Origin of the sequence: Variovorax gracilis, from assembly GCF_030317115.1 — a bacterium.
In the GTDB taxonomy this organism is placed as follows: domain Bacteria; phylum Pseudomonadota; class Gammaproteobacteria; order Burkholderiales; family Burkholderiaceae_C; genus Variovorax; species Variovorax gracilis.
The window spans coordinates 107934-133557 of the sequence record NZ_JASZYF010000002.1 but is presented as its reverse complement, the minus strand read 5'-3'; the positions used below and the strand labels follow the sequence as shown (position 1 = coordinate 133557).

Genomic DNA, 25624 nt, shown 5'->3' with positions numbered 1-25624 from the left:
CCGGGACACACGAGAAGCGATCCCTGCCAGGAACACCGCGGAACCGGCTTTGCCGGGCCGACGGTGTTGCCGGCGAGGGGGTGGCGGCTACTTGAAGTGAGCCAACCTCGGGGGGCTAGTTGCTTTTGGCCTCGGCCTTGCCTTCGTAGCGCTTGCTCCATTCGGCAAGGATGCGCTCGCGGTTCTTGGCTGACCAGTTCAGGTCGTTCTTGGCCAGCAGCTTTTCGTAGTTCTCCGGAATGCCTTCCAGCTTCTTCGCCACGCCGGGGTAGGCGACGATGGCCCACCAGTTGGAGGTGACCTGGTTGGCTTCCTTGCTGGCCATCCAGTCGGCCAGGCGCTTGGCCTGTTCCATCTTCTTGCTGGTCTTCATGACGCCGGTGGCCTCGATGTCCCAGCCCAGCCCTTCCTTGGGGAAGACCAGTTCGACCGGCGCGCCCGACTTCTTCACCTGATGCGCGCGGAACTCGAAGGAGATGCCGATCGGGAATTCCCCGGCGCCAGCCTGCTTGCAGGGCTTGGAGCCGGAATGCACGTACTGCGCGATGTTTTCGTGAAGGGCATCCATGTACTTCCAGCCCTCGGGTTCACCCCACATCTGCAGCCAGGCGGCCACGTCGAGGTAGCCGGTACCGCTGGAGGCCGGGTGCGGCATCACGATCGCGCCCTTGTAGATGGGCTTCGTCAGGTCCTTCCAGCTCTCGGGCTTGGGCAGTCCGCGCTTCTGGGCTTCGACGGTGTTGAAGCAGATGGTTGCGGCCCAGACGTCCATGCCGACCCAGGCGGGCGGGCTCTTGCTGTCCGAATAGGCCGGGGTCAGTGCCTTGAAGCCCTTGGGCTCGTAGGGGGCGAGCATGCCTTCCTGGTCGAGAAGGGCGAGGCTGCTGGCTGCGACACCGGCCACGACGTCGGCTTGCGGATTGGCTTTCTCGGCCAGCAGCTTGGCCGTCACGATGCCGGTGGAGTCGCGAACCCATTTCACTTCGATGTCCGGATTGGCCTTTTCGAAGCCGTCCTTGTAGAGCTTCATCGCGTCGGTTTCGAGGGCGGTGTAGACCAGCAGTGGGGTTCGTTGCTGCGCCAGCGCGGTGCCGGTGGCAAAGGCAAGCATGGCGGCGCACAGGGCGATCGCGAGAGGACGCGCGCTCTTTCGTGTGTTCATCGTTTTCTCCGGTAGAGAGGGGGTTGGAGTGCTCACGGCCCAAGCTCTTGACTGGCTTCGGTGGGTTCAATGTAGGTTGTAGATTGGAGACTGTCAATAAAAAATTGTTGACAGTTGACGATATGGGGCGAAAAATGCGATCCATGCAAACGAACAAATCGACCGCCGCCCTGGCTTTTCTGCAATCCAGCTCGCTGCCGATGCTGGTTCAGGAGGAGATCGAGCGACTCATCATGACGGGCGAACTGGCGGTCGGGAGCCGCATCAACGAGAGCGAGCTTTCGCAGCGCTTCAACACCAGCCGCGGCCCTATCCGGGAGGCGTTGCGGGCCCTCGAAGAAGCGGGTCTGGTGCGCAACGAAAAGAACCGCGGCGTGTTCGTGCGCGAGATCGCCTTCGAGGAAGCCGACGAGATCTACGAACTGCGCGAGGCGCTGGAAGAAATCATCGGGCGCCGCGTGACGCGCGCCATCGCGCCGGATGCGCTCGAACGCCTCAAGGCCATGCTCGACCCGATGAAATCCGCCGCGCATGCGGAGGACCTGGAGCAATACGCACAGCTCAACCTGCAGTTCCACGAAATCCTGCTCGACACCGCGGGCAGCCAGAAGCTGACCGAGACCTACAAGCGCCTGATCAAGGAGCTGTCGCTGTTTCGCATGCGTGCCCTCGATGGCGGCGGCGGGCTGCGCGTGTCGGTCGATGAACACCGCGAGATCGTCGAAGCCATTGCTTCCGGCGATGCCGAGCGAGCCGGCCGCGTGATGCGCGAGCACGTCGCCGGCAGCCGCTCGCGAATGCACAAGGCGTTGGGCCGCACTGATTCGGCGCCAACCGCGCCCCTGACTCACTCACCTACCAAGGAAGCTTGAAATGACAACGGAGACCATCGAAGTCAACGCCAGGAACTACCGCTGGATGAGCCGGCCCGTGGTCGTGGTGTGCGTGGACGGCTGCGAGCCCGCCTATCTCGACGCCGCAGTCGCGGCAGGAGTCGCTCCTTATCTCGCGCGCATGATGAAGACGGGCGCCAATCTGCTGGCGGATTGCGTGGTCCCATCGTTCACCAACCCCAACAATCTGTCCATCGTCACGGGCGCACCGCCGGCGGTGCATGGCATCTGCGGCAACTACTTCTTCGACCGTGAACTGGGCGAGGAAGTCATGATGAATGACCCCAAGTACCTGCGCGCCGGCACCGTGCTGGCCGCGTTCGCGGATGCGGGCGCCAAGGTGGCCGTGGTCACGGCCAAGGACAAGTTGCGCAAGCTGCTCGGCAACCACATGAAGGGCATCTGCTTCTCGTCCGAGAAGGCCGACCAGGTGACGATGGCAGAGAACGGCATCGACAACGTGCTCGACCTCGTCCGCATGCCGGTGCCTTCCGTGTACAGCGCCGAGTTGTCCGAGTTCGTCTTCGCTTCCGGCGTCAAGCTGATGGAGACGCGCCGTCCCGACCTGATGTACCTGTCGACCACTGACTACGTGCAGCACAAGGCCGCGCCCGGCAGCCCCGCGGCGAATGCCTTCTACGCCATGATGGACCGCTACCTCGCGCAGCTCGACGAGTTGGGCGCCACCATCGTGCTCACGGCCGACCACGGCATGAACGACAAGCACGACAGCGACGGCAAGCCCAACGTGATCTACCTGCAGGACGTGCTGGACGCCTGGTACGGCGTGGACAAGGCGCGCGTCATCCTCCCGATCACCGATCCCTACGTGGTGCACCACGGCGCACTCGGTTCCTTCGCGACCGTCTATGCGCCCGACGAGGCCACCGCCGCGCAATGGATCCTGCGCATCAGGGAGGTACCGGGCATGGAGTCGGTCCTCTCCCGCACCGAAGCCGCCAAGCGCTTCGAGTTGCCGCCGGACCGCATCGGCGACATCGTCGTCGTCAGCGAACGCAACACCGTGATCGGCACCTCCGCCAGCCGCCACGATCTCTCCGCTCTCGAAGTGCCGCTGCGCTCGCATGGTGGCGTGTCCGAGCAGCGCGTTCCGCTGATCTGCAACCGGCCCGTCAACGGCATCGCCAGCAGCCGCCGCCTGCGCAATTTCGACGCCCTCGACCTCGCCCTGAACCACGCCCAGTAAGTTCGCACGGAAGCATCACGATGAGCCAGCCCATGCCGAAGCCAGCCGACATCCACTGCGAAGCACTGCGCATTGCCGGGGAGCGCGTCTACCGCGACGAGGTGATCGAGGTCACCTATCCGTACACGGGCGAGGTGATCGCCACCGTGCCCAAGGCGACGCTGGAAGACGTGCGGCGCGCCTACCGCATCGCGCGCGACTACAAGCCGACGCTGACGCGCTACGAGCGCTACAAGATCCTGATGCGCGCCGGCGAGATCATTGCCTCGCGCCTCGACGAGATCTCGCGCACGATCACCCTCGAATCGGGCCTTTGCCGCAAGGATTCGCTGTACGAAGTCGGGCGCGCCTCCGATGTGCTGCTCTTCGCCGCGAACCAGGCGCTGGTCGACGACGGGCAGGTCTTCTCCTGCGACCTCACGCACCACGGCAAGAGCCGCAAGGTCTACACGCTGCGCGAGCCGTTGCTGGGAGTCATCACCGCGATCACGCCTTTCAACCATCCGCTGAACCAGGTGATCCACAAGGTGGCGCCGGCCATCGCGACCAACAACCGCATCGTGCTCAAGCCCAGCGAGAAGACGCCGCTGACGGCCTTCGTCCTTGCCGACATCCTGTACGAAGCGGGACTGCCGCCGGAGATGCTCTCGGTCATCACCGGCGACCCGCGCGAGATCGCCGACGAGATGCTGACGAATTCCGACGTCGATCTTGTCACCTTCACCGGTGGCGTCGCGATCGGCAAGTACATCGCGGGCAAGGCCACCTACAAGCGCCAGATCCTGGAACTCGGCGGCAACGATCCCATCATCGTGATGGAGGACGCCGACATCGAGGAGGCCGCCACGCTCGCGGCCAGCGGCTCCTACAAGAACTCGGGCCAGCGCTGCACGGCGATCAAGCGCATGCTGGTGCACGAGGCCGTGGCGGACCGCTTCGTCGAACTGCTGGTGCAGAAGACCAAGGCGCTCAAGTACGGCGACCCCATGGATACGAACATGGACATGGGCACGGTGATCGACGAAGCCGCCGCGATCCAGTTCGAAGCGGTGGTCAACGAGGCCATCGCGGCGGGCGCCAAGCTGCTGTGCGGCAACGTGCGCCGCGGTGCGCTGTATTCGCCGACCGTGCTCGACCGCGTCGACCCGGAAATGACCGTGGCCAAGCACGAGACTTTCGGTCCGGTCTCCCCGGTCATCCGCTTTGGCAGCATCGAGGAGGCGATCCGCATCTCCAACGGCACGGCCTACGGGTTGTCGTCGTCGGTGTGCACCAACCGCCTCGACTACATCACGCGTTTCATCCGCGAGCTCAACGTCGGCAGCGTCAACGTGCGCGAAGTGCCGGGGTACCGGCTCGAACTCACGCCCTTCGGCGGCATCAAGGACTCGGGCCTGGGCTACAAGGAAGGCGTGCTCGAAGCGATGAAGAGCTTCACCAATTGCAAGACCTATTCGCTTCCCTGGTAACCATGAGCCTCACCATTTCCGACATCGTCGGCCTGTTCGAATCGAAGGGCCACGCCCAGTACGACGGCGAGCCCGTGACGCAACTGGAACATGCGCTGCAGTCCGCTCATCTTGCCGAGCAGGAGGGTGCCGGCAGCGCCTTGATCACCGCCTCGCTGCTGCATGACCTCGGCCATCTGCTGCATGACTTCGGCGGTACGCCGACGCAGCAGGGGCTGGACGATCTGCACCAGTACCGGTGCCTGCCTTTCCTGCGTCCGCTCTTCGGTCCGGCGACGCTGGAGCCGATCCGTCTGCACGTGGACGCCAAGCGTTTCCTGTGCGCCCGCGTGGCCGGCTATCTCGAATCGCTGTCACCGGATTCGCAGCGCAGCCTGGCGTTGCAAGGGGGCGTGTTCGACGACGCGCAGGCCAAGGCCTTCGAAGCGATGCCTTTCGCGAGCGATGCGGTCCGCCTGCGCCGCTGGGACGATACGGCCAAGTCCGCCGATGCCGTGGTGCCGGACCTGGCTCACTTCGTTCGCCACATGCAAGCCTGCGCAGCCGATCATCGGCGTGCTGCAGTAGCGGCCTAGTCCAGCATGCGTCCGTTCTGGATCGAGCAGGCTCTCTTCAACGACGGCGACCTCGCGCCGGCCCTTCAAGGCGCTCAGCGTGCAGACGTCTGCATCGTCGGAGGCGGGTTCACCGGCCTCTGGACGGCGATCCAGGCCAAGCAGCAAGACCCTTCGCTGGACATCGCGATCATCGAGAGCGATCTCTGTGGCGCCGGTGCCAGCGGGCGCAACGGCGGCTGCCTCCTGACATGGTCGGCGAAGTTCTTCACTTTGCGCCGGCTCTTCGGCGAAGCGGAGGCGATCCGTCTGGTGAAAGCCTCGGAGGCGGTCGTGGATCACATCGCGCGCTTCTGCCGCGAGCACGATATCGACGCCGAACTACGCCAGGACGGCACGCTCTACACCGCCACCTCGCAGGCGCAGATCGGCACCCTCGATCCGGTGATGCGCGCATTGGAGGATTGCGGCATCAAGTCCTATTGCGCGCTGCCGCCAGAGGAAGTTGCTCGCCGCTCCGGCTCGGCTCGGAACCTGGCTGGTGTTTACTCGCCGATCGCCGCGACCGTGCATCCCGGCAAGCTGGTCCGCGGCCTGCGCCGCGCGGCGCTGGCGATGGGGATCCGGATCTACGAGCGCAGCCCGATGCTGGATTTCAGCAGCGGCCATCCTGTCACCGTGCGTACGCCCTGCGGCAGCATCGAGGCGAAGAAGCTGGTGCTGGCGATCAACGCATGGATGGCGAGCACCTTCCCGCAGTTCGAACGGACCATCGCGGTCGTGTCGAGCGACATGGTGATCACCGAGCGGTGCCCGGACCTGCTTCGGCAGAGCGGCCTGGTCGACGGCGTCTCAGTGCTGGATTCACGCACCTTCGTCTACTACTACCGCAGCACGGTCGACGGGCGGATCATGCTGGGCAAGGGCGGGAACACGTTCTCGTGGGGAGGGCGCATCGCGCCGGTCTTCGACCAGCGATCGCCCTACGAGGCAGAGCTGACGCACGCGCTGCGTTCGTTCTTTCCGGCACTGCGGGACACGCCGATCACCGCGAGTTGGAACGGGCCGTCGGACCGGTCCGTCACGGGCTTTCCCTTTTTCGGCAAGCTCGATGGCGCGCCGCACATCTGCTACGGCTTCGGCTATTCGGGCAACGGCGTCGGGCCCAGCTACATGGGCGGCCAGATCCTGTCATCCATGCTGCTCGACCAGGACAACGCTTGGACCCGGAGCCCGCTGACGAAAGGCCCGCTCGGCCACTTTCCGCCGGAGCCGATCCGATACGTCGGCTCCATCGTGGTCCGCAACGCGATCCGCCGCAAGGAGCGTGCGGAAGACGAAAACCGTCAACCGTGGCTTGTCGACCGGATGCTCAGCAAGTTCGCGAACGCGGCAGGCAAGTCCGACAAGGCCTGATCGAGCGTCGTGGGGACATGACCTCCCACGTCATCGACCCGAGGCGCCGTCGGGGCGACCATTCATTCACCCCGCGCTGTTGCGGGCCGTGAACACCGAAAGGAATCGCCATGAACACTGCCACTCCCGATGCCACCCATGTCGCAGAGCACTACATCGCCGTCTGGAACGAGACCGACGAAGCCCGCCGGCTGAAACTGCTCGAAACCCATTGGGCGGACGATGCGCACTATGTCGATCCCATCATGCAGGGCAGCGGCCGCACGCAGATCAGCGCCTTGGTTGGCGGCGTACACCAGCGCTATCCCGGCTTTCGCTTCGCACTCAAGGGCCGGCCCGATGGGCACGGCGACCAGTTGCGGTTCTCGTGGACGCTCGGCCCAAGCGGCTCGGAAGACCTGATCGAGGGAACCGACTTCGTGCAACTCGAAGCAGGCAAGCTGCGCTCGGTGACCGGGTTCCTTGACAAGGTGCCAACCGGAGCCTGATGCAACGGCGGGCGGGGCCTACAGCTTGGCCGCCTGCGCCTGTTGGAGTTCCCGTCGAACCAGCGCAGCGCTCTCTGGCCGTACCACCCGGCCGATCTCCTTGCCATCTCGCATGAAGATCAGCGTCGGCCACAGCTTGACCCTGAACGACCGGCCCAGGGGGCGCCCGCTCCCATCCTCGATCTTGAGATGACGCAGCCCTGGCGCATCGGCCAGTCCATCTGCGAGCAGCGGTTGCGCGGCCTTGCAGAACCCGCACCACGGCGTTCCGAATTCGACCAACGTGAGACCAGGAAGGGCGTCGACCTCGGCGCGTGAAGGTTCGACGTTTGCGTAGCTTTGATTCATCGCAAGATTCTGCGCGACTGCCAGCAACCCCGCTCGCCACTGCCGGCGGCCACACGAAGTGGGCAAGCCTGGGGGCGAGCCTAGCTGATCAGTCTTCCATTGGCACTGATCACCGCCACATCCACGAACTGATTGCCCTCCCGGTTCCTGGACCCGAAGTTGATCTTCACTCCGCCGAGGTCGAAGCCTTCGATGCGTTCCAGCCCCGCCAGTACGGCGGCGCGCGTCGGTGACGGGCCCGCGCGACGCAGGCCTTCGGCCAGCACGTAAGCATCCATGTAGCCTTCCAGGCTCGGCAGCGAGAAATCCTTGGCGCCACTCGCCAGCATGTCGGCCTGGTAGCGGCGCACGATCTCGAACTTGGTCGCGAAGGGCGACGGCACGACGATCGCGAAGCCCAGCCCATGCGCCAGGTCGCCCATCGCGCCCAGCGAGCCCGCCGTGATCGACAGGCCGTAGGCGCTGCTCTTGCCGCCCGCGGCGCGGAATGCGCGCACGAAGGCGGGCGCGGTGCCGGCCAGGCCGATGATGACGATCTGTGGCTTTGCCTCGGCGATCTGCTTCGCCGCTGCCTCGACTTCCATGCTGGTGGTGCTCGGCGTGCTCGCGATCACCGCCGGCTCGAGCTTGGCCTTGGCCAGCGAAGTCTTGAAGCCTGCGAGCAGCGACTGCCCCAGAGGATCGTTCGAATAGACGATGCCGATACGCGACTGGCCCAGCACGGCCGCGGTCGCGATGAGCTTGTCGATCTCCTGGTCGTAGTTGGCGCGCACCCAGAAGGTGTTGGGCGCGGCCTTCTTGCGCAGCGACACCGTGCCGGTGTTGGGACCGACCACCGCCATGCCGGGGACCGCGTCGCTCACTTCCGCCGTCTGGCGCGTGCCCAGCGGATGGATCATGGCGAGCACCGAGTTGTCGGCGTGGAAGGCGAGCGCATTGGACTTGGCGACGTCGGGCTTGAACTGGTCGTCGGCCATCACGAGTTCGACCTTGCTGCCGTTGATCCCGCCCGCGCGGTTGATCGCATTGAAGTAGGCGGACGACCCGAGGAACAGCCCCGTTCCGTTGGCTTTCTCGACGCTGCTGTTGTCGAAGGTGGCGCCGATGCGGATGGACCTGGACTGCGCAAACACCGGCAAGCCCATGCCGGCCGCCGCGGCAATGCCGGTCATGCGGGTCAGGACTTGGCGTCTCGTCGGCTTGGGCGACAAGGAAAAGGTGCGGGCCTCTGATGCGCTCATGGTCAAACGTCCCAGTCATGCCGCCGATCCGGCGTGCAGGTAGTCATATACAAACGATAACAATAGCAACTAAATGTAAATGAGTCGCGTGCGGAAGGAAAGTGCCGTGTGGCGAACAGCACGAACAGCACGACCCGGCGTGTGAGATTTCGCGCGCCGCCCGGCGGCCAGGTGGAAGCTCAGGAATCCGAGCGCGGGCCGGGGGACAGCTTGCGATAGACAGTCGCGCGGCTGATGCCCAGCGCGCGTGCCGCCTCCGCCACGTTGCCGCGCGCGTCTTCCACCGCCTTGCGGATCAGCGCGGTCTGGACGTCGCGCAGGCGTGACCGGGTGGCGCTCGCCGCGGGCGGCGCCGATACCGGCACGCACTGGTCGACGAGCTGCGGCCTGGCCTGGACGCGCAATCCCGACCAAAGCGGCACTTCGAGCACCGCGTCTCCGCGACGTGCCGCATCGAAAAGCATCTGCGGCGGCAGCGCGAAGAGGTCGTTGCAGTTCAGCGCCGGACGTGCGCCCAGCGGCTGATGGAGCATGTGCCGCGCCGCGGCATTGGCGCCCGTCACATTGCCGTCCGCATCGATGCAGAGCAGTCCTTCGTTGTCCGCACCGGTTGCGCAGCCCGGCCAGCCGATCTGCAGCAGCAGTTCGCAGGCGTGAGTGCGCAGCAGCGCGTTTTCGATGCTGCGTGCCGAGAGCGCGGCGAGATGCCGCAACTCGGGCCGCTCGACCACTTGGACGCCCGTCAGGTCCAGCATGCCGATGCATTCGCCTTGCGGTCCGAAAAGCGGTGCGCCGGCGCAGCTGTAGATGCTCGTGTCGTGGAAGAAGTGCTCGCCGCGGTGCAGCCACACGGACTCGTGCTCGGCCAGTGCCGCGCCGATGGCCGTGGTGCCGACTGCGCGTTCCGACAGGTCGACGCCGATCCGCGCGATATCCCGTGCATGGCGGGCCGCCGCATCGCTGCCGCCGGGCAGGGCGCCGACGTCGACCACGATGCCGTCGGCATCGGTCAGGATCGCGAAGTAGCGCGTGTCCGCGATCGCGCGGGACAGCCGGTCGAGCACCGGCCGCGCGGCCGCGACCAGCGCCCGGTTGCGCTCGGCGACGTCCCGCGCGAACGGCGCCGAGACCGGATCGAAACTCACGCGCTGTCGGGGGTCATGACCTACCGCCAGGCACCGTTGCCACGAACGCACGAGCCACGGCTCCACCCGTACACCGGGCACGCCAGCCGCGGACTCGCCTTCGATCCATTCGCGCCGTGCCCGGGCGATGGAAAGGGAACGCTCGGGCAGGGGCGAAGCGGAGGGAACGGTCATCGTGTGCTGTGGTGTCCGCGCCCGAGGCGGCGCCTTGTGTGGGCTGGCCGAAGGGCAAGCTGTTTCATTTTGAGAATTTCAAGTGCAACGCGCAAGCGGCTAGGGTTTTGCCTAGGATGATGGTCAGGTCGCACGGCCAAGATTCAATTGGCCGAAATCAGCCATCACCTACAACGGAGACAGCCACATGCAGGTTCCTTTCACGGTCAACGGCCGCGAGGTCACAGTCGACGCGCCCCCCAACACCTTCCTCGTGCACGCGATCCGCGAGCATCTGCACCTCACCGGCACGCATGTCGGCTGCGACACCGCGCAGTGCGGCGCCTGCACCGTTCTCGTCAACGGACGTGCGATCAAGTCATGCAACGTGCTGGTCGCGCAGGTGGCCGGTGCCAAGATCACCACCATCGAGGGCATCGCCCAGCCCGACGGCACGATGCACCCGATGCAGGCCGCCTTCAAGGAGTGCCACGGCCTGCAATGCGGCTTCTGCACCCCGGGCATGGTGATGAGCGCCATCGACCTGTGCACGCACCATCCCAAGTCGAGCGAGACCGAGATCCGCGAATTGCTCGACGGCAACCTGTGCCGCTGTACCGGCTATCAGAACATCGTGAAGGCCGTGCAGATGGGCGGCGAGGCGATGGCCGCCGCGCCCGCCAACGCAACGGCTTCGGCCTGAGGAGCACACGACATGGGTGCATCCGATTTTGCAGGCCTCCCGCACATCGGCGAGGCCCTTCGCCGCAAAGAAGACTACCGATTCCTGACTGGCGCGGGCCAGTACACCGACGACGTGACGATGGGCAACCAGAGCCACGCCGTATTCGTGCGGTCGCCGCACGCGCACGCGAAGATCAAGTCCGTCGACATCGCCGAAGCCAGGAAGATGCCGGGCGTCGTCGGCATCTTCAGCGGCAAGGACATCGAGGGCAAGATGGGCGGGCTTCCCTGCGGGTGGCTCATCAACAACCCCGATGGCACGCCCATGAAGGAGCCGGCGCATCCGATCCTCGCGATCAACAAGGTGCGCTACGTCGGCGACCACGTGGCGATGGTGGTGGCCGAAACGGTCGAGCAGGCGAAGAACGCGGCTGAATCCGTCGTCGTCGACTACGAGGTGCTGACGCCGCTGGTCAGCGTCGCCGATGCCGCCAAGAAACAAAGCGGGGTCACCATCCACGACGAGGCACCCGACAACCAGTGCTACAAGTGGGCGATCGGCGACAAGGCGGCGGTCGATGCCGCGTTCGCCACCGCGGCGCACGTCACCAGGCTCGACCTGGTCAACAACCGGCTGATCCCCAATCCGATCGAGCCGCGCGTCGCCATCGGCAACTACAGCCGCGGGAACGACGAATACACGCTCTACGTCGCCAACCAGAATCCGCACGTCGAGCGGCTCCTCATGACGGCTTTCGTCCTCGGCCTGCCCGAGCACAAGGTGAGGGTGATCGCTCCCGACGTGGGCGGCGGCTTCGGCTCCAAGATCTTTCTCTACGCGGAAGACGTGTGCCTGACCTGGGCAGCGAAGCAGCTCAACCGCAGCATCAAGTGGACCGCCGAGCGCTCGGAGTGCTTCCTTTCCGATGCGCATGGCCGCGACCACGTGAGCCACGCCGAAATGGCGATGGATGCGCAAGGCAAGTTCCTCGCGATGCGCGTGCACACCGACGCCAATCTCGGCGCCTACCTCTCGACCTTCGCGACGGCGGTGCCCACCATCCTCTACGCGACCCTGCTCGCGGGACAGTACGCCACGCCACAGATCTACGTGGAGGTCGACGCGTGGTTCACCAACACCGCGCCGGTCGACGCCTATCGCGGTGCGGGCCGGCCCGAAGCGACCTATCTGCTCGAGCGGCTGGTCTCGCGTTGCGCCTGGGAAATGAACCAGGGCCAGGACGAGATCCGCAAGCGCAACTTCATCAGCACCTTCCCGTACCAGACGCCGGTGGCGCTGCAGTACGACACGGGTGACTTCCACGCCTGCATGGACAAGGCCAAGGTGCTGGCCGACGTGGCCGGCTTCGCGCAGCGCAAGTCCGCGAGCGAGGCCAAGGGCAAGCTGAGGGGTATCGGCTACTCCAGCTACATCGAGGCCTGCGGCATCGCGCCGTCGAACATCGCAGGCGCGCTCGGTGCGCGCGCCGGCCTGTTCGAGTGCGGCGAGATACGCGTGCATCCGACGGGCAGCGTCACGGTGTTCACTGGCTCTCACAGCCACGGCCAGGGCCACGAAACGACCTTCGCGCAGGTCGTCGCGGCGCGGCTCGGCATCGCCGTCGAGGCGGTGGACGTGGTGCACGGCGACACCGGCCGCGTGCCCTTCGGCATGGGCACCTACGGGTCGCGCTCGATCTCGGTCGGAGGCGCGGCGATCATGAAGGCGCTCGACAAGATCGAAGCCAAGGCCAAGAAGATCGCGGCCCACCTGATGGAGGCGAGCGACGCCGACATCGAGTTCGCCAACGGCGAGTTCACGGTCAAGGGCACCGACAAGAAGATCCCCTTCGGACAGGTGGCGCTGACGGCCTACGTGCCGCACAACTATCCGCTCGACAAGCTGGAGCCGGGCCTGAACGAGACGGCCTTCTACGACCCGACCAACTTCACCTTCCCAGGCGGCACCTACATCTGCGAGGTCGAGATCGACAAGCAGACGGGCGAGGTGAAGATCGACCGCTTCAGCGCGGTGGACGACTTCGGCACCATCATCAATCCGATGATCGTGGAAGGGCAGGTGCTCGGCGGCCTGGTGCAGGGCATCGGCCAAGCGTTGATGGAGAACTGCGTCTACGACAACGAGACCGGCCAGCTGCTCACCGGCAGCTTCATGGACTACGCCATGCCGCGCGCAGAGGACTTTCCGATGTTCAAGCTGGACACGGTGTGCACGCCCTGCACCCACAACCCGCTCGGCACCAAGGGCTGCGGCGAGGCCGGCGCGATCGGCTCGCCGCCCGCGGTGATCAACGCGGTGCTCGACGCGCTGGCGCCGCTCGGCGTCAAGGACTTCGACATGCCGGCGTCGCCGCATCGCGTCTGGGAGGCGATGCAGAAGGGCAGCGTGAGCCCCACGCAGCAGCCGCAGCAGCCTTCGCTGGCTGCGAGCACCCAAGGCCGCCCCGCACCCTGAACACCGGAAGGAAAAAACACCATGTACGCCTTCACCCTCGAACGCCCCACCACCCTGGCCGATGCGGTCAAGCTCGCCGCAGCGGGCGCCAAGCCGCTGGCTGGCGGACAGACCCTGCTGGCCTCGATGAAGCTGCGCCTGTCGGCGCCCGAGCAACTCGCCGATCTGAGCGGCGTCAAGGAGCTCACCGGCATCACCAAGGAGGGCAATGCCTTCCTGATCGGTGCGATGTCGCGGCATCTCGATGTCGCGAACAACGCCCAGATCAAGGCCGCCTACCCGGCGCTGGCCGACCTTGCCTCGCGCATCGGCGACCGGCAGGTACGTGCCATGGGCACACTGGGCGGCTCCGTCGCCAACAACGATCCCGCTGCGTGCTACCCCAGTGCGGTGCTCGGTTCGGGCGCGACCGTCGTCACCACGCAGCGAGAGATCGCCGCGGACGATTTCTTCGTGGGCCTCTTCACCACCGCATTGGCGGATGGCGAGCTGATCAAGGCCATCCGCTTTCCGATCCCCAAGCGCGCCGCGTACGAAAAGCTGCGCCAGAAGGCCTCGAACTTCCCCCTGGTCGGCGTCTTTGTCGCGCAGTACGACGGCGGCGTGCGCGTCGCCGTCACCGGTGCGGGCAACGGCGTGTTCAGGCACAAGGGTCTGGAAGAGGCGCTGACGAGGACTTTCACGCCCGAATCCGCCGCCGCGGTGAAGATCGATTCGAGCGATCTCAACAGCGACCTGCACGCCTCGGCCGCCTACCGCCGCAACCTGATCGGCGTGCTGGCACAGCGGGCAGTCGCCAAGGCGCTCGGCTAAGCTGCAGCAATGACCGACACCACGCCTGCGACGATCTCACCGTTCCCCACCATCGACGCGGTCGTGCAGGCGCTGCAAGGCGCCGGCTATTACGCCGATCGGCGGCTCGCCACGGCGGTGTATCTCGCGCTCAAGCTCCAGCGCCCCTTGCTGCTGGAGGGCGAGCCGGGTGTCGGCAAGACCGAGCTCGCCAAGGCGCTGTCGACCGCACTCCAGCGCGAGCTGTTGCGCCTGCAGTGCTATGACGGCCTCGAGCAGCGCGAAGCGCTCTATGAATGGAACTATGCGGCGCAGCTCCTTCACATGCGCGCGGCCGAGGCCCACGGCGCTTCGAGCGACATCGAGTCCGAGGTCTACCAGCCGCGCTACCTGATCCGCCGGCCTCTGCTGCAGGCGCTGCAGGCGCCGGCGCCGGGCGCGGTGCTTCTGATCGACGAGGTCGATCGCGCCGACGAGCCCTTCGAAGCCTTCCTGCTCGAATACCTTGGCGAATACCAGGTCAGCATCCCCGAGCTGGGCACGGTGCGCGCGCTGGTGCCGCCGGTCACGCTGCTGACCAGCAACCGAACGCGCGAACTCAACGATGCGGTCAAGAGGCGCTGTCTCTACCACTGGCTCGACTACCCGGAGCGCGAACGCGAGCTGGCCATCGTGCGTGCCCAGGTGCCGCAAGCCGGGGAGGTGCTGTCCGGGCAGGTCGCGGCCTTCGTCGGGCGGCTGCGCAGCGCGCCGTTCGCGAGCGCATTCCAGCGTGGGCCCGGCATCGCCGAAAGCGTCGAATGGGCCAAGGCGCTGGTCGCGCTCGACACCATCGAGCTGGATCCCGAGATCGTGGTCGATACCGCCGGCATCCTGTTCAAGCAGCGCGACGACGTCGCCACGCTGACGCACGAGCTCGCATCGGATCTTCTCAAGCCCGAGGAGGAGCCCGCGCCTTGAGTACCCGCGTCCAGCAGCTGGGTGATGCGCGGCGGGGCAAGCTCGCGGGCAACATGCTGGGCTTCGGCCGAGCGCTCCGGCGCGCCGGGGTGCGGACCGACTCCATGCGCATCGCACTGGCCGCCGAGGCCGCGACGCTGGTCGGCGTCGAGGACCGGCTCGACCTCGCGGCCGCGATGGAAGCCGTGATGATCAGTCGCGAGGAAGACCGCCTGGTGTTCCGTGAACTCTTCGACGCCTGGTTTCGCGACCCGGAGCTCGCCAACAAGCTGCTGGCCCAGATGCTGCCGAGCGCTGAAGGCAAGGCCGAGCCGTCGAAGCGCCGGCCGCGCGTGCGCGAGGCGCTCGCTGCGCCGCGCGATACCGTCAAGCCCGCACAGACCGATCGCGAGGTCGACTTCGATGCCGCCATGACGGCGAGCGACCGGCTGCGGGTGCACCACGCCGACTTCAACGCGCTCGGCGCTGCGGAGTACCGATTGGTCGAGCGCCTGGCCCGCGACATCGCGCTGCCGATCCCGACGCTGCCCGCGCGCCGCCTGCGTCTGACCGGTGACGCCGGCGCCCATTCGCGCATGCACTGGCCCGGCGTGCTGCACGAGGCGGCTCGCACCGGCGGCGAGATCATGCGGCTGCCGCGGTGGTCGCGCCGCAAGCAACCGCTGCCGCTGCTGGTGCTGGTCGACGTGTCCGGCTCGATGGAGCGCTATGCGCGCTTGCTGCTCGCCTTTCTCCACGCGTCGACACGGCGCTCCGGGCAGCGCGACGTGTTTGCCTTCGGCACCCATTTGACCGACCTCACGCCGGCTTTCCGGATTGCCGATACCGACGCGATGCTGGCCGCGGCCAGCGAGGCCATCGACGACTTCGCCGGTGGCACCCGCCTGGGCGCGTCGCTCGGCGAGCTGCGCCGGCGCTATGCGCGTCGCCTCACCGGGCGCCGGACGCTGGTGCTGGTGATCAGCGACGGACTGGACACCGGCGAGCCCGAAACGCTGGAGAACGAGCTGCTCTGGCTCAAGCGACATTCGCGGCGGCTGCTGTGGCTCAACCCGCTGCTGCGCTACGAGGGCTACGCGCCGCTCGCGCGCGGTGCGGCCATGTTGCACCGCCATGCAGACGCGATGCTCGCGGTCCACAATCTGAGTGCTCTCGAACAACTGGCCGCGAGTCTGGCCAAGTTGATGCGGTCCGGCCGCTAGCGGCGGCGCCCGCGCTCCACAACATCCAAGGAACCCATTATGGAAATGCTCGGCAATCGCAGGCTTGGCGTCACGCAACAGCAGGCGTGGGAAGCACTGAACGATCCTGAAACGCTGAAGAAATGCGTCCCTGGCTGCGACAGGTTCGAGCTGACCGGCGAGAACGAGTACACCGTCGCCCTCGCCGTCAAGATCGGCCCCGTGTCGGCCAAGTTCAACGGCAAGGTCAGCCTGGCGGACATCGCGCCGCCCGACAGCTACAAGCTGTCCTTCGAAGGGCAGGGCGGCGTGGCGGGTTTCGCCAAGGGCTCGTCGAGCGTGTCGCTGAAGCCGGTCGCGGACGGCAGCGAGGGCTGCGAGCTCGACTACACCGTCCAGGCGCAGGTGGGCGGCAAGATCGCCCAGCTCGGCCAGCGCCTGATCGACGGCGCGGCCAAGTCGACCGCCGACGATTTCTTCAAGCGCTTCGAAGCCGAGATGCAAAGCCGCTACGGTCCGCCGCCTGCGGAAACACCGGCCGAAACGTCCGCGGAAGAAGCGCCTGCGGAAAAGAAGGGCGCCATGGCCGGCTTCATGCAGAAACTCGGCATCGGCAGGAAGTCCGACAAGGCTGCTGCCGACGAAGATGCCGGCGAGAAGCCGGGCGAGAAGCCGGGCGAGAAGACAGACGAGAAGCCGGGCGAATAAGGCGCCCGGGAAAGCAGGAAACAGACATGGAAAACCTCGACGTCATGGTGCTTCGCACCCTGCGCGATTGGCGCCTGGCCGGTCGCCGTGCGCTGCTCTCCACCGTGGTGCGCACCTGGGGATCGTCGCCCCGGCCGGTCGGTTCGATCATGGCGCTGGCCGAGGACGGTGCGGTCGTCGGCTCGGTGTCGGGCGGCTGCATTGAAGACGACCTGATCGCGCGCTACAGCCGCGCTCACGGCGGCGACGGCGCGATGCCATCCGGCGCACCGGCACTCGTCAAGTACGGCATCACCGCCGACGAGGCGCATCGCTTCGGGCTGCCCTGCGGCGGCACGCTGGAACTGCTGCTCGAATACGACCCCGACCCGTCGTCGCTGGAGACGCTGGTTGCCGCTCTCGAGCAGGGCCGGCTGATGCAGCGCACGGTATCGCTCGCCGATGGCGCCGTCCAGCTGGCCGAGGCGGCATCGCCCGCCGAGCTGTCGGTCGACAACGTCGAGCTGGTCAACACGTTCGGCCCCGAGTACCGCATGCTCCTGATCGGCGCCGGCCAACTGGCCGAATACCTCGCGACGATGGCCAAGTTCAGCGGCTTTGCGGTCACCCTGTGCGACCCGCGCACCGAGTACCACACGGCCTGGTCCCTGCCGGGCGTGGCCATCACCACCGAGATGCCGGACGACGCGGTGACGGCTTTCAAGCCTGATCGCCGGACCTGTGTGGTCGCGCTCACGCACGATCCCAAGCTCGACGATCTCGCATTGCTCGAAGCCTTGAACAGCGAGGCCTTCTACGTCGGCGCCATCGGCTCTCGCCGCAATGCCGAAGCGCGGCGCGAACGGATGATCGATCACTTCGATCAGACCGAGGCATCGCTGGCGCGCCTGCGCGGGCCGATCGGCATCTACATCGGCAGCAAGACGCCGCCGGAGATCGCGGTGAGCGTGATGGCGGAGATCCTTGCGGTGAAGAATGCGGTTGCGCTGCCGCGCGAGGCAGCGGTTGCCGTGGCGAAGGCGGCCGTCGAATAGACCGTCGGAATCAGCGCTTGCTGGGCTCGAAGAGTCCGGCGAGGAGGGTGGTGTTCCGCCCCATGGCCCGCTTCATGTCCTTGGATTCGCGCGCTTCGGTCCTGGCCATCGAGAAGGCGAAGAACCCGGCGACGAGCACGAGGCAGACGCCTGCCGCGATGAGGAGTCCCGTCAAGGAGCCCAGGTAGAAGGCCACGGCGAGGACACCGATATTGGCAAGCAGGATGATGGCGCGCATGGCCTGACAGGCTATCAGAGAAGCCGCCCAGCCAGCGTGAAATAGTGCACGGAATAAGCGGGCTAGCCCGTTCACTCGCCGGTGCCGACCTGACTGCCCGGCGGGCCGTCGAAGGCGCTCAGCAGCACGGACGTGAGCGCATGCATCGACATGGACGATGGCCGCATCGGCAGCAGGCCCGGCGTGAAGCCCGCGGCCTCGAAACGCTTCAGGAGCGATGTGTCGGCGCTGATGACGTGAACGGGCACATCCCACGGTGCATTCCGGCCACTCACGCTCGCCATCGGCTGGTGATCGCCGATCACGATCGTCAGCATGTTCGGCGGAGCGCGGCCCCGCAGGTAGTCGCCCAGCCAGTCGAAGGTATAGGCCAGGGAATCGATGTACGCGGGCACAGGTTGCAGCCATGACAGCGGCTTGGAGACCGCCTGTGCCACCTGGTCCTGTGTATAGGCGTCGGGGCGAAGCAGGCGGTCCCAGTCGCCTACATAGGGCGCCAAGGGGCGAAACGGCGCGTGGCTGGCCAACGTAGGGAAGACGACGAGGCGGGGCGCCCGCGAGGCCGGCGCGGTGGCCAGTTCCTGCGCCTGCATCAGGGCGATCGACGCCTGGTCCGGAATGCGCCAGTGGCCGAAATCCGGGCCGCGATACCCCATGTTGTTCGCATCGACGTAGCGGTCGTAGCCGTAGAAGCTGCCTTCGGGCCAAGGCCGCTGCAGCCCCGGCATCCAGCTCACGGTCCGATAGCCGTGCGCCTTGAAGTGCCGCACGAGCGTGGGTCGTTGCGTGGCGAGAAGCAGTTCGTAGTTCCCGGGCTCCCGCATGTCGACACCGCTGAGCAACTCGGCGTGGGCGAGCCATGAGGCACCGCCGTAGGTGGGAGAACGCACTCGCGCCGACACCACCTGTCGTCCGGCCGCCCGCAAGGCCTCGGCCAGCCGTGCGCGCTGCGGTGCAAGCCCGGCAGCCTGGTCGGGGTGGTCGAGGGTCGTGATGCCGTAGGACTCCGCAAAGACCAGCAGTACGTCGGCGCCTCCGAGTCCGCCCAGATGCGTGTCGAAGGCCGGGCTCGGCGACAGCCGCGAGGCGGCACTCCCGGGCCACAGTTGGCCCGCGAGCAACTCGGCCTGTCTGGCGATGATGGGCGCCACCGGCATCGAAAAGAACCGGCGGGTGTCGCGTCCCCCTGTGCCGTGCGCCACGAAAGTCGCCAGCAGAAGCGCGCCGATGACGCCGATGGCGGGACGCGGCAAGTGCCACGCGAGTTCGCGCGCGATGGCGGCCCAGCAACGCTGGGCAACGCGATAGACCACCCAGACCACGGCCAGGACGACGAGTGCAGCCAGCACGATCTGCCATCCCGCGACGTTGCCCATGCGAAGCACGTCGAACAGATGGCGGCCATCCCAATACAGGTTGATCTGCCGGCCGAAGACGGCCGATGCCGTCACCTCGACATAACGCGTCACGACCCAGAATGTGGTCAGCACTGCCACTGCGCGCAGCACCCGCGCGCTGGCAGTGCCTCGCACGACCAGCCAGATCATGAGCGCAAGCGTTGCCATGCTCAGCTCGAAGGACAGGCGCAGCCCCGGCCGCGCCCACAGCGTAGGCCAGACGTTCTCCAACGTGAGCATCGCATTGAGTACGGCGAAGGGCAGCCCGAAGCGCAGCAGCCATCGCGTCCATCCGGGCCACGGCACGGCGCCGTGCGGGTGCCGGGCGTCGGCAGTCACTTGCGCTGGGCCTCGAATTCAATGATGAGCGGCACCTCGTCGCCGACCCACTCGTTGCTCACGCCGTAGTTCATTCCGTAGCTGCTGCGCTTGAAGCTGCCGCGCGCCGACACGCCCATCGTGTAGACCCTGTCGATGGGCGAGGGACCGCTCTTGTTCCAGGTCGCCGTGAGCATCAGCGGCAGCGGCTTGCCCAGCAGTTCGAGCTGGCCCGGAATCTCGAAGCTGCGATCACCCGTTCGCTTGGCGCCGGTCGCCGTGAACACCATGCGCGGGAACTCGTTGGCGTTGAGGAAATCCGCGCTCTTGAGATGCCGGTCGCGACTGGCGTAATTGCTGAACACGCTCTGGGTGTCGACCTCGACGCGCAGGTTGCTCAGCGTGCCGGTGGCTTCGTCGAAGCTGTAGCTGCCGCGTGCCGCGCGGAACATTCCCAGCACCTTGGCGTAGCCGAGGTGGTCGACCATGAAGGCGACGGTGATGTGATTCGGGTCGAGCTCGTAGCGCGCCGGCTCGGCTTGCACCGGCGAAGCCCATGCCATCATCGAGAACAGCGCGGCGACCAGTGTCCGGATCGACGAAGCATTCATGGTGCGACCTCCAAGGGCAAGCGGCGACGACGGGCCAGCCAGGCGATGTCCATCGCGAAGGATGCGGTCAGGACAACGAGGCTGGCGGCCGCAATGAACTGGCTCGATGCGACCGGGATGATGGGGGCGAGGCACACGATCAGGCTGGTGATCTGCGTCACGCAAACGGCCTTGCGCCGCTCGCTTGGCGGAAGGGATCGGGCCAGCCAGGGCCAGGCCTTGGCGGCCAGCACGAATACGTAGCGCATGAGACCGGCCGCGATGATCCATCCGCCCGCCTTGTCGAAATGGATCACCAGCAGGCACAGGACCAGCACCATCAGCGCATCCGTCTCCATGTCGAAGCGCGCGCCGAATTCGCTGGCGGACCCGTGGGCACGCGCGAGCGGGCCATCCAGCGCGTCGAGCAGTGCCGCGGTCGTGGCGATGACGATGGCCGGCCAGGCGATCGTCGCAATGTCGGCGGAGCTTTCGCCGATGCCGGCTGCCAGCAACGCCACGAGCGCCAGGCGCACCAAGGTCACGCGATTGGCGGGTCCGAACCTCGGATTCGGTGAATGGTCCGGAAGCCCGCGCTGGACGATGGCGAATGCCACGACGAACACGCCTACCGCCCTGAGGTGAAACCAGGGACCGAGCCCGGCCAGCAGGCCGGCGCTGCCGGCGAGAAGCGTCAGCAGCACGAGGCAGGCCAGGGCCTCGCGCCATGCGTCACGCCGCAGCGCTGCTGCACGGCTTGACCGCAATGCGCGACGGTCATTGGAGGACTGCGAAGTCATCGTCTTAAGATCGGCTTCCATCGGCTTGAACAGGATCGCTCGCGGCCAGCGGGCGCTGAAAGCAGCATGCCAGCATATCCGTCCCGCGTGGTTTCAGGTGAGTCAAGGGCTTGCTGGATCGAGGCGCCCGGCCGGGCGGCGATCCGCAGCACCGAAGTGTGTGCACCCGCCGCCGGCGACGTGCTGGTGCGCGCGCTGCACAGCGGCATCAGCCGCGGCACCGAGATGCTCGTGTACCGGGGCGAAGTGCCCGCCACCGAATTCGACCGGATGCGCGCGCCGTTTCAGGAGGGCGACTTTCCGGCGCCCGTGAAGTACGGCTATGCCAGCGTCGGGGTCGTGGAGGAGGGCGCGGAGGCGCTCCTCGGCCGTACCGTGTTCTGCCTCTATCCGCACCAGACTCGCTACGTCGTGCCGGCCAACGCCCTGCACCTGTTGCCTGAAGGCGTGCCGGCGGCGCGCGCCGTGCTGGCGGCCAACATGGAGACCGCCGTCAATGCCCTGTGGGATGCCGCGCCCCGTATCGGCGATCGCATCGCGGTCGTGGGCGGGGGTGTGGTGGGACTGCTCGTGGCGTGGATGGCGGGACGGCTGCCGGGTTGCGCGGTCGAACTGATCGATGTGAATCCCTCGCGACGCGAGGTGGCGGAATCGTTGGGGGTGGCCTTTGCGAGCCCGCGGGACGCGAAGCCGGAGGCGGATCTCGTCGTGCATGCGAGCGGCAGCGCGCAAGGACTGGTCACCGCATTGCAACTCGCGGCGTTCGAAGCCACGGTCATCGAGATGAGCTGGTACGGCCTGCGCGAAGTCGCTCTACCGCTCGGGGAGGCTTTCCATGCGCGGCGCCTCACGCTCAAGAGTTCGCAAGTGGGGCACGTGGCCGCGGCCCAGCGTGCGCGCTGGAGCCACCATCGCAGGCTCGCGCTGGCCTTGTCGCTGCTGCGCGACCCGCTGCTCGACGGGCTCATCACCGACAGCGCACCATTCGACGATTTGCCTGAAGTGCTCGCTCGCCTCGCCGCTGGTGCGCCGGACACCCTGTGCCAGCGCATCGACTACCCCTGAATCCCATCGCAACCGGAAGGCATCCATGTACAGCGTCAACGTCCGCGACCACTTCATGATCGCCCACAGCTTCCGCGGCGAAGTGTTCGGTCCCGCCCAGCGCCTGCATGGCGCAACCTATGTGGTCGACCTCGAACTGCGCCGCGCTGAACTCGACGCCGACGGCGTCGTCGTCGATATCGCGCTCGCGACCGAGGTGCTGCGCAGCGTGTTGGGCGAACTCAACCTGCGCAACCTGGACGACGATCCGGCGTTCAAGGGAAGGAACACCACCACGGAGTTCATGGCGCGCGTGATCTTCGATCGCGTCGCGGCGCGCATCGCCCAGGGCGAACTGGGCCCCCACGCGAGCGGACTGTCGGCTTTGCGAGTGAAGCTCAATGAATCGCATGTGGCCTGGGCGGCCTACGAGGGCGCCTTGCCGGCGCACGGGCATTGAGCGCTCGCTGCAGTTTTCTCGTGCCGGGTGACCTGAACACCCGAACCGGCGGATTCACCTACGACCGCCACATCGTCGACGGGTTGCGCGCGCAGCACTGGCAGGTCGATGTCCGTTCGCTGGGCGGGCGCTGGCCGATGCCGGACGCATCGTCGGAGGCGATGGCGCATCGCATCGTCGAGGCGATCCCCGATGGCGGACTCGCGGTGGTCGATGGCCTTGCATTCGGCGCGATGCCTGAACTGGCTGAAGCACATGCACAACGCCTCCGGTGGGTCGCGCTGGTCCATCACCCGTTGTCGCTGGAGACGGGGCTGCAGCCTGCGACGCAGCGGGCGCTGTTCGAGAGCGAACGACGTGCCTTGGCAAGCGCGCGGGGCGTCATCGTGACCAGCCCTTCCACCGCGCGTGCGCTGGCGGCTTTCGACGTGCAGGCGTCAAGCATCGCGGTGGTCGAGCCCGGGACCGAGCCGGCGCCGCTCGCGGCCGGATCGGGCGCTTCCGGCGTGTCGTTCCTTTGCGTGGCGACCGTGACACCGCGCAAGGGCCACAACCTGCTCGTCGAAGCACTCGCCGGACTGCGCGATCGGCGCTGGACGCTGCATTGCGCAGGCAGCATGACGATGGATCCCTCATGCGCCGGTGCCTTCGTCGAGGCCATCGGACGCCAGGGTCTGGCAGAAAGAATCGTTCTTCATGGCGAGCAGGACGAGGCCGGGCTGAGGGCACTCTATGCACGCGCGGATGCGTTCGTCCTCCCGTCCTTTCACGAGGGCTACGGCATGGCGCTGGCGGAGGCCTTGGCGCATGGGCTGCCGGTGATCAGCACCAGCGCGGGCGCCATCCCGGACACCGTGCCCGTGGATGCGGGCGTGCTGGTGCCGCCTGGCGATGGCCCCGCGTTGCGCGCGGCCTTGCAGCGTCTGATGGATGACGCTGACTGGCGCGCACGGTTGTCGGCGGGCGCCCGCGCCGCGCGGCAACGATTGCCGACGTGGGCGGACAGCGCGACGCGTTTCGCGACGGCGCTTGGCGCGTTTCAGGGAGTGCCTCGAGGATGACCGGTTTCAGCTCGGAATGGCTCTCGCTTCGGGAGCCCTTCGATCGCGAGGCTCGCGGCGTGGCGGCGCAATCGCTGAAACTGCCCGCGCTAGGCGCCCGCCTGCGTGGTGCCGATCCTCGATCGACGCTGTCGGTGCTCGACCTGGCCTGCGGAACGGGCGCCAACCTGCGCGAACTCGCGCCGCGCCTGGGCGGCTCGCAGCAATGGACTTTGGTCGATCACGATCCAAGGCTCCTGGAAGAATTGCCGGTCGTGCTCGCGGCATGGACGCGACCCAACGGCTTTGTGTTCAGGGCCGAGGCAACGTGCATGCACATCGAAGGTCCTGGTTGGAACGCGAAGGTGCAGCCCCAGTGCATCGACCTCGCGCTCGAATTCGATACCGTTCCGTTGGCAGGACAAAGGCTCGTCACCGCATCGGCGCTGCTGGACCTGGTATCCGCATCATGGCTCGACGCGCTGTTCGCTCGTGTCAGCGCCGCAGGCGCGGCCATGCTGTTCGCATTGAATGTCGACGGCCGCGTGGCATGGGACCCGCCCGTTGCCGGAGACGAGGAAGTGAATCGACTCTTCGCCTTGCATCAGCATCGGGACAAGGGCTTCGGGCTCGCTCTCGGCGCCGAAGCGGCGGGGTTTGTCGTCGGTCGTCTCCAGGTGATGAGCTACGACGTTGCGCGAGCCGCCAGCGACTGGTGCATCAACGCCATCGAAGACGCGCAAGCCTTGGTGATGCTGGCTGCGATGGTGGAAGGCATGGGCGCCGCTGCGATCGAGCAAGACCCGACGGCGCGAAGCTCGGTGAACGACTGGATGCAAGGACGAAGCCGCGTCCTCGGCAAGACCCGCTTGCGCATCGGGCATCAGGAGATCGTCGCGGCCTAGCCTCGCGGCGCAGCGGGTTGCACCGCCCGCAGGTCGAGATCCCACAGCACATCCGCGCCCATGCGGAAGATCCGCCCCGAAGGCCGCATGCAATCCCGCATCGCGGCACTTCTCGGCAACTGCAGTCCGGGCCGACCGGCACCGATGATCACGGGCGCGATGCTCAGGTGCAGCCGGTCCAGGCATCCCTGCGCGATGAAGCGCGAGACGGTGACACCGCCGCCCTCGACGAACAGCACGCGAAGGCCGTGCGCTTCCAATGCGGCTGTCAGTGCATGAAGGTCCAGCACGCCCTCGGCTCCCGTCAGGCCGGGCACGCCCAGTACCCGATCCGCGCCGACGCGCTCTTCCGCCTCGGCCGCGCGAGACGCGTCGCTCACCAGCAGGGTCGGAGCCTGTCCATCGGTGAAGGCGCGCAAGGTCGACGGGAGACTGAGCTCCGGATCCAGCAGCACGCGTACCGGATGCGAGCCCGCCACGTGACGCGTCGTGAGCTGCGGGTTGTCGATGGCCGCGGTGCCGGCGCCCACGATGACCGCATCGCACAAGGCGCGCAGGCGGTGCAGGTGCACCAGCACCTCGGGGCCGTTCACGTAGTTGGAGTCGCCGCCATGCGTTGCCACGCATCCGTCCAGGCTCTGGCCGAGCTGCCCGATCAGCCAGGGCCTGCCTCCGCGCGGGCGGTCCAGCACGGGCTTGAGCAACTCGAACAACTCGACCGCGCCGTCGTCCCAAACGCCGCGCAAGGCAAAGCCCTGCGACGGGTCCCAGGCCAGCGGCGAGCGCGCATCCCTTTGCTGCGGTGCAACGCTCCCCCGGCGTTGCCCGACGATGTCCAGGCACAGGGGCCACAAGGCGTCGACGCCCGGGATGGAGGATTGGGTGGGCATCATGGAAGTCGATCCGCGTGTTTCGCCCGTT

The 25624-nt window shown here is 66.8% G+C and carries 26 protein-coding genes; 17 read left to right on the top strand and 9 right to left on the bottom strand.

The window, feature by feature from the left end:
* Positions 1 to 115: 115 nt before the first annotated feature.
* Complete coding sequence (locus QTH97_RS06250; RefSeq protein WP_444813388.1) at positions 116 to 1162, bottom strand: putative 2-aminoethylphosphonate ABC transporter substrate-binding protein; 1047 nt, start codon at positions 1160 to 1162, stop codon at positions 116 to 118.
* Between the two features lie 143 nt (positions 1163 to 1305).
* On the opposite strand from QTH97_RS06250, the gene QTH97_RS06245 reads away from it, so the two are divergent.
* The 6 genes from QTH97_RS06245 (at position 1306) to QTH97_RS06220 (ending at position 7189) form a co-directional block, all read left to right on the top strand.
* Positions 1306 to 2034: a phosphonate utilization associated transcriptional regulator gene (locus QTH97_RS06245; protein ID WP_286567548.1), complete on the top strand. Its 729-nt coding sequence runs from the start codon at positions 1306 to 1308 to the stop codon at positions 2032 to 2034.
* Between the two features lies 1 nt (position 2035).
* On the top strand, positions 2036 to 3262 hold the full coding sequence (gene phnA / locus QTH97_RS06240) for a phosphonoacetate hydrolase (RefSeq protein WP_286567232.1): 1227 nt from the start codon (positions 2036 to 2038) through the stop codon (positions 3260 to 3262).
* 32 nt (positions 3263 to 3294) lie between these two features.
* Positions 3295 to 4731 (top strand): phosphonoacetaldehyde dehydrogenase, encoded by a 1437-nt coding sequence (gene phnY, locus QTH97_RS06235; protein WP_444813387.1) that lies wholly within the window; start codon positions 3295 to 3297, stop codon positions 4729 to 4731.
* Between the two features lie 2 nt (positions 4732 to 4733).
* Positions 4734 to 5306, top strand: coding sequence for a phosphonate degradation HD-domain oxygenase (locus QTH97_RS06230; RefSeq protein WP_286567230.1), 573 nt, complete (start codon positions 4734 to 4736; stop codon positions 5304 to 5306).
* A 6-nt stretch (positions 5307 to 5312) separates the two neighbouring features.
* Positions 5313 to 6701 carry an FAD-dependent oxidoreductase gene (locus tag QTH97_RS06225; RefSeq protein WP_286567229.1) on the top strand — a complete coding sequence of 463 codons (1389 nt, stop codon included), beginning with the start codon at positions 5313 to 5315 and terminating at the stop codon, positions 6699 to 6701.
* Positions 6702 to 6811: 110 nt separating this feature from the next.
* A complete protein-coding gene (locus tag QTH97_RS06220; protein WP_286567228.1) occupies positions 6812 to 7189 on the top strand; it encodes a nuclear transport factor 2 family protein in 378 nt (125 codons plus the stop codon).
* An 18-nt stretch (positions 7190 to 7207) separates the two neighbouring features.
* Here QTH97_RS06220 and QTH97_RS06215 read toward each other — a convergent pair whose 3' ends face one another.
* From QTH97_RS06215 to QTH97_RS06205, 3 genes are all read right to left on the bottom strand, one after another.
* Positions 7208 to 7537, bottom strand: a complete 330-nt coding sequence (locus QTH97_RS06215) for a thioredoxin family protein (RefSeq protein ID WP_286567227.1) — start codon at positions 7535 to 7537, stop codon at positions 7208 to 7210.
* Between the two features lie 80 nt (positions 7538 to 7617).
* Positions 7618 to 8778, bottom strand: coding sequence for an ABC transporter substrate-binding protein (locus QTH97_RS06210; protein ID WP_286567226.1), 1161 nt, complete (start codon positions 8776 to 8778; stop codon positions 7618 to 7620).
* 179 nt (positions 8779 to 8957) lie between these two features.
* Positions 8958 to 10097, bottom strand: coding sequence for a helix-turn-helix domain-containing protein (locus QTH97_RS06205; RefSeq protein WP_286567225.1), 1140 nt, complete (start codon positions 10095 to 10097; stop codon positions 8958 to 8960).
* A gap of 187 nt (positions 10098 to 10284) precedes the next feature.
* Between QTH97_RS06205 and QTH97_RS06200 the strand changes: the two genes are divergently transcribed.
* The 7 genes from QTH97_RS06200 to QTH97_RS06170 are packed head-to-tail and all read left to right on the top strand — an operon-like array spanning position 10285 to position 17911.
* Positions 10285 to 10779 carry a (2Fe-2S)-binding protein gene (locus QTH97_RS06200; protein ID WP_286567224.1) on the top strand — a complete coding sequence of 165 codons (495 nt, stop codon included), beginning with the start codon at positions 10285 to 10287 and terminating at the stop codon, positions 10777 to 10779.
* Positions 10780 to 10791: 12 nt separating this feature from the next.
* Complete coding sequence (locus QTH97_RS06195) at positions 10792 to 13236, top strand: xanthine dehydrogenase family protein molybdopterin-binding subunit (protein ID WP_286567223.1); 2445 nt, start codon at positions 10792 to 10794, stop codon at positions 13234 to 13236.
* Positions 13237 to 13257: 21 nt separating this feature from the next.
* Entirely contained in the window at positions 13258 to 14049 is a 792-nt protein-coding gene (locus tag QTH97_RS06190; RefSeq protein WP_286567222.1) for an FAD binding domain-containing protein, read from the top strand.
* A 9-nt stretch (positions 14050 to 14058) separates the two neighbouring features.
* Entirely contained in the window at positions 14059 to 14988 is a 930-nt protein-coding gene (locus QTH97_RS06185) for an AAA family ATPase (RefSeq protein WP_286567221.1), read from the top strand.
* Positions 14989 to 15041: 53 nt separating this feature from the next.
* Entirely contained in the window at positions 15042 to 16190 is a 1149-nt protein-coding gene (locus QTH97_RS06180; protein ID WP_286567547.1) for a vWA domain-containing protein, read from the top strand.
* 39 nt (positions 16191 to 16229) lie between these two features.
* A complete protein-coding gene (locus QTH97_RS06175) occupies positions 16230 to 16877 on the top strand; it encodes an SRPBCC family protein (protein WP_286567220.1) in 648 nt (215 codons plus the stop codon).
* A 26-nt stretch (positions 16878 to 16903) separates the two neighbouring features.
* A complete protein-coding gene (locus QTH97_RS06170; RefSeq protein ID WP_286567219.1) occupies positions 16904 to 17911 on the top strand; it encodes an XdhC family protein in 1008 nt (335 codons plus the stop codon).
* Between the two features lie 10 nt (positions 17912 to 17921).
* Here the strand turns inward: QTH97_RS06170 and QTH97_RS06165 are convergent, their stop codons facing one another.
* The 4 genes from QTH97_RS06165 to QTH97_RS06150 all read right to left on the bottom strand — a co-directional run bounded on the left by QTH97_RS06165 (position 17922) and on the right by QTH97_RS06150 (position 21254).
* A complete protein-coding gene (locus QTH97_RS06165; RefSeq protein ID WP_286567218.1) occupies positions 17922 to 18149 on the bottom strand; it encodes a hypothetical protein in 228 nt (75 codons plus the stop codon).
* 71 nt (positions 18150 to 18220) lie between these two features.
* A complete protein-coding gene (locus tag QTH97_RS06160) occupies positions 18221 to 19885 on the bottom strand; it encodes a sulfatase-like hydrolase/transferase (RefSeq protein ID WP_286567217.1) in 1665 nt (554 codons plus the stop codon).
* Entirely contained in the window at positions 19882 to 20475 is a 594-nt protein-coding gene (locus QTH97_RS06155; RefSeq protein ID WP_286567216.1) for a YceI family protein, read from the bottom strand. The genes QTH97_RS06160 and QTH97_RS06155 overlap by 4 nt, the downstream gene beginning before the upstream one ends.
* On the bottom strand, positions 20472 to 21254 hold the full coding sequence (locus tag QTH97_RS06150) for a CDP-alcohol phosphatidyltransferase family protein (protein WP_286567215.1): 783 nt from the start codon (positions 21252 to 21254) through the stop codon (positions 20472 to 20474). The genes QTH97_RS06155 and QTH97_RS06150 overlap by 4 nt, the downstream gene beginning before the upstream one ends.
* Positions 21255 to 21320: 66 nt before the next feature.
* Here QTH97_RS06150 and QTH97_RS06145 point away from each other — a divergent pair, with 66 nt between their 5' ends.
* Genes QTH97_RS06145 through QTH97_RS06130 form a run of 4 tightly spaced genes read left to right on the top strand, consistent with a single transcriptional unit; the run spans position 21321 to position 24703 of the window.
* Positions 21321 to 22319 carry a zinc-dependent alcohol dehydrogenase gene (locus QTH97_RS06145; RefSeq protein ID WP_286567214.1) on the top strand — a complete coding sequence of 333 codons (999 nt, stop codon included), beginning with the start codon at positions 21321 to 21323 and terminating at the stop codon, positions 22317 to 22319.
* Positions 22320 to 22344: 25 nt separating this feature from the next.
* On the top strand, positions 22345 to 22758 hold the full coding sequence (locus QTH97_RS06140) for a 6-pyruvoyl trahydropterin synthase family protein (RefSeq protein ID WP_286567213.1): 414 nt from the start codon (positions 22345 to 22347) through the stop codon (positions 22756 to 22758).
* Positions 22755 to 23819, top strand: coding sequence for a glycosyltransferase family 4 protein (locus QTH97_RS06135; protein WP_286567212.1), 1065 nt, complete (start codon positions 22755 to 22757; stop codon positions 23817 to 23819). Before QTH97_RS06140 ends, QTH97_RS06135 begins: the two co-directional genes overlap by 4 nt.
* Complete coding sequence (locus QTH97_RS06130) at positions 23816 to 24703, top strand: class I SAM-dependent methyltransferase (RefSeq protein WP_286567211.1); 888 nt, start codon at positions 23816 to 23818, stop codon at positions 24701 to 24703. Before QTH97_RS06135 ends, QTH97_RS06130 begins: the two co-directional genes overlap by 4 nt.
* Here the strand turns inward: QTH97_RS06130 and QTH97_RS06125 are convergent.
* A complete protein-coding gene (locus QTH97_RS06125; RefSeq protein ID WP_286567210.1) occupies positions 24700 to 25596 on the bottom strand; it encodes a RibD family protein in 897 nt (298 codons plus the stop codon). The two genes, QTH97_RS06130 and QTH97_RS06125, sit on opposite strands and share 4 nt — an antisense overlap.
* Positions 25597 to 25624 lie beyond the last annotated feature (28 nt).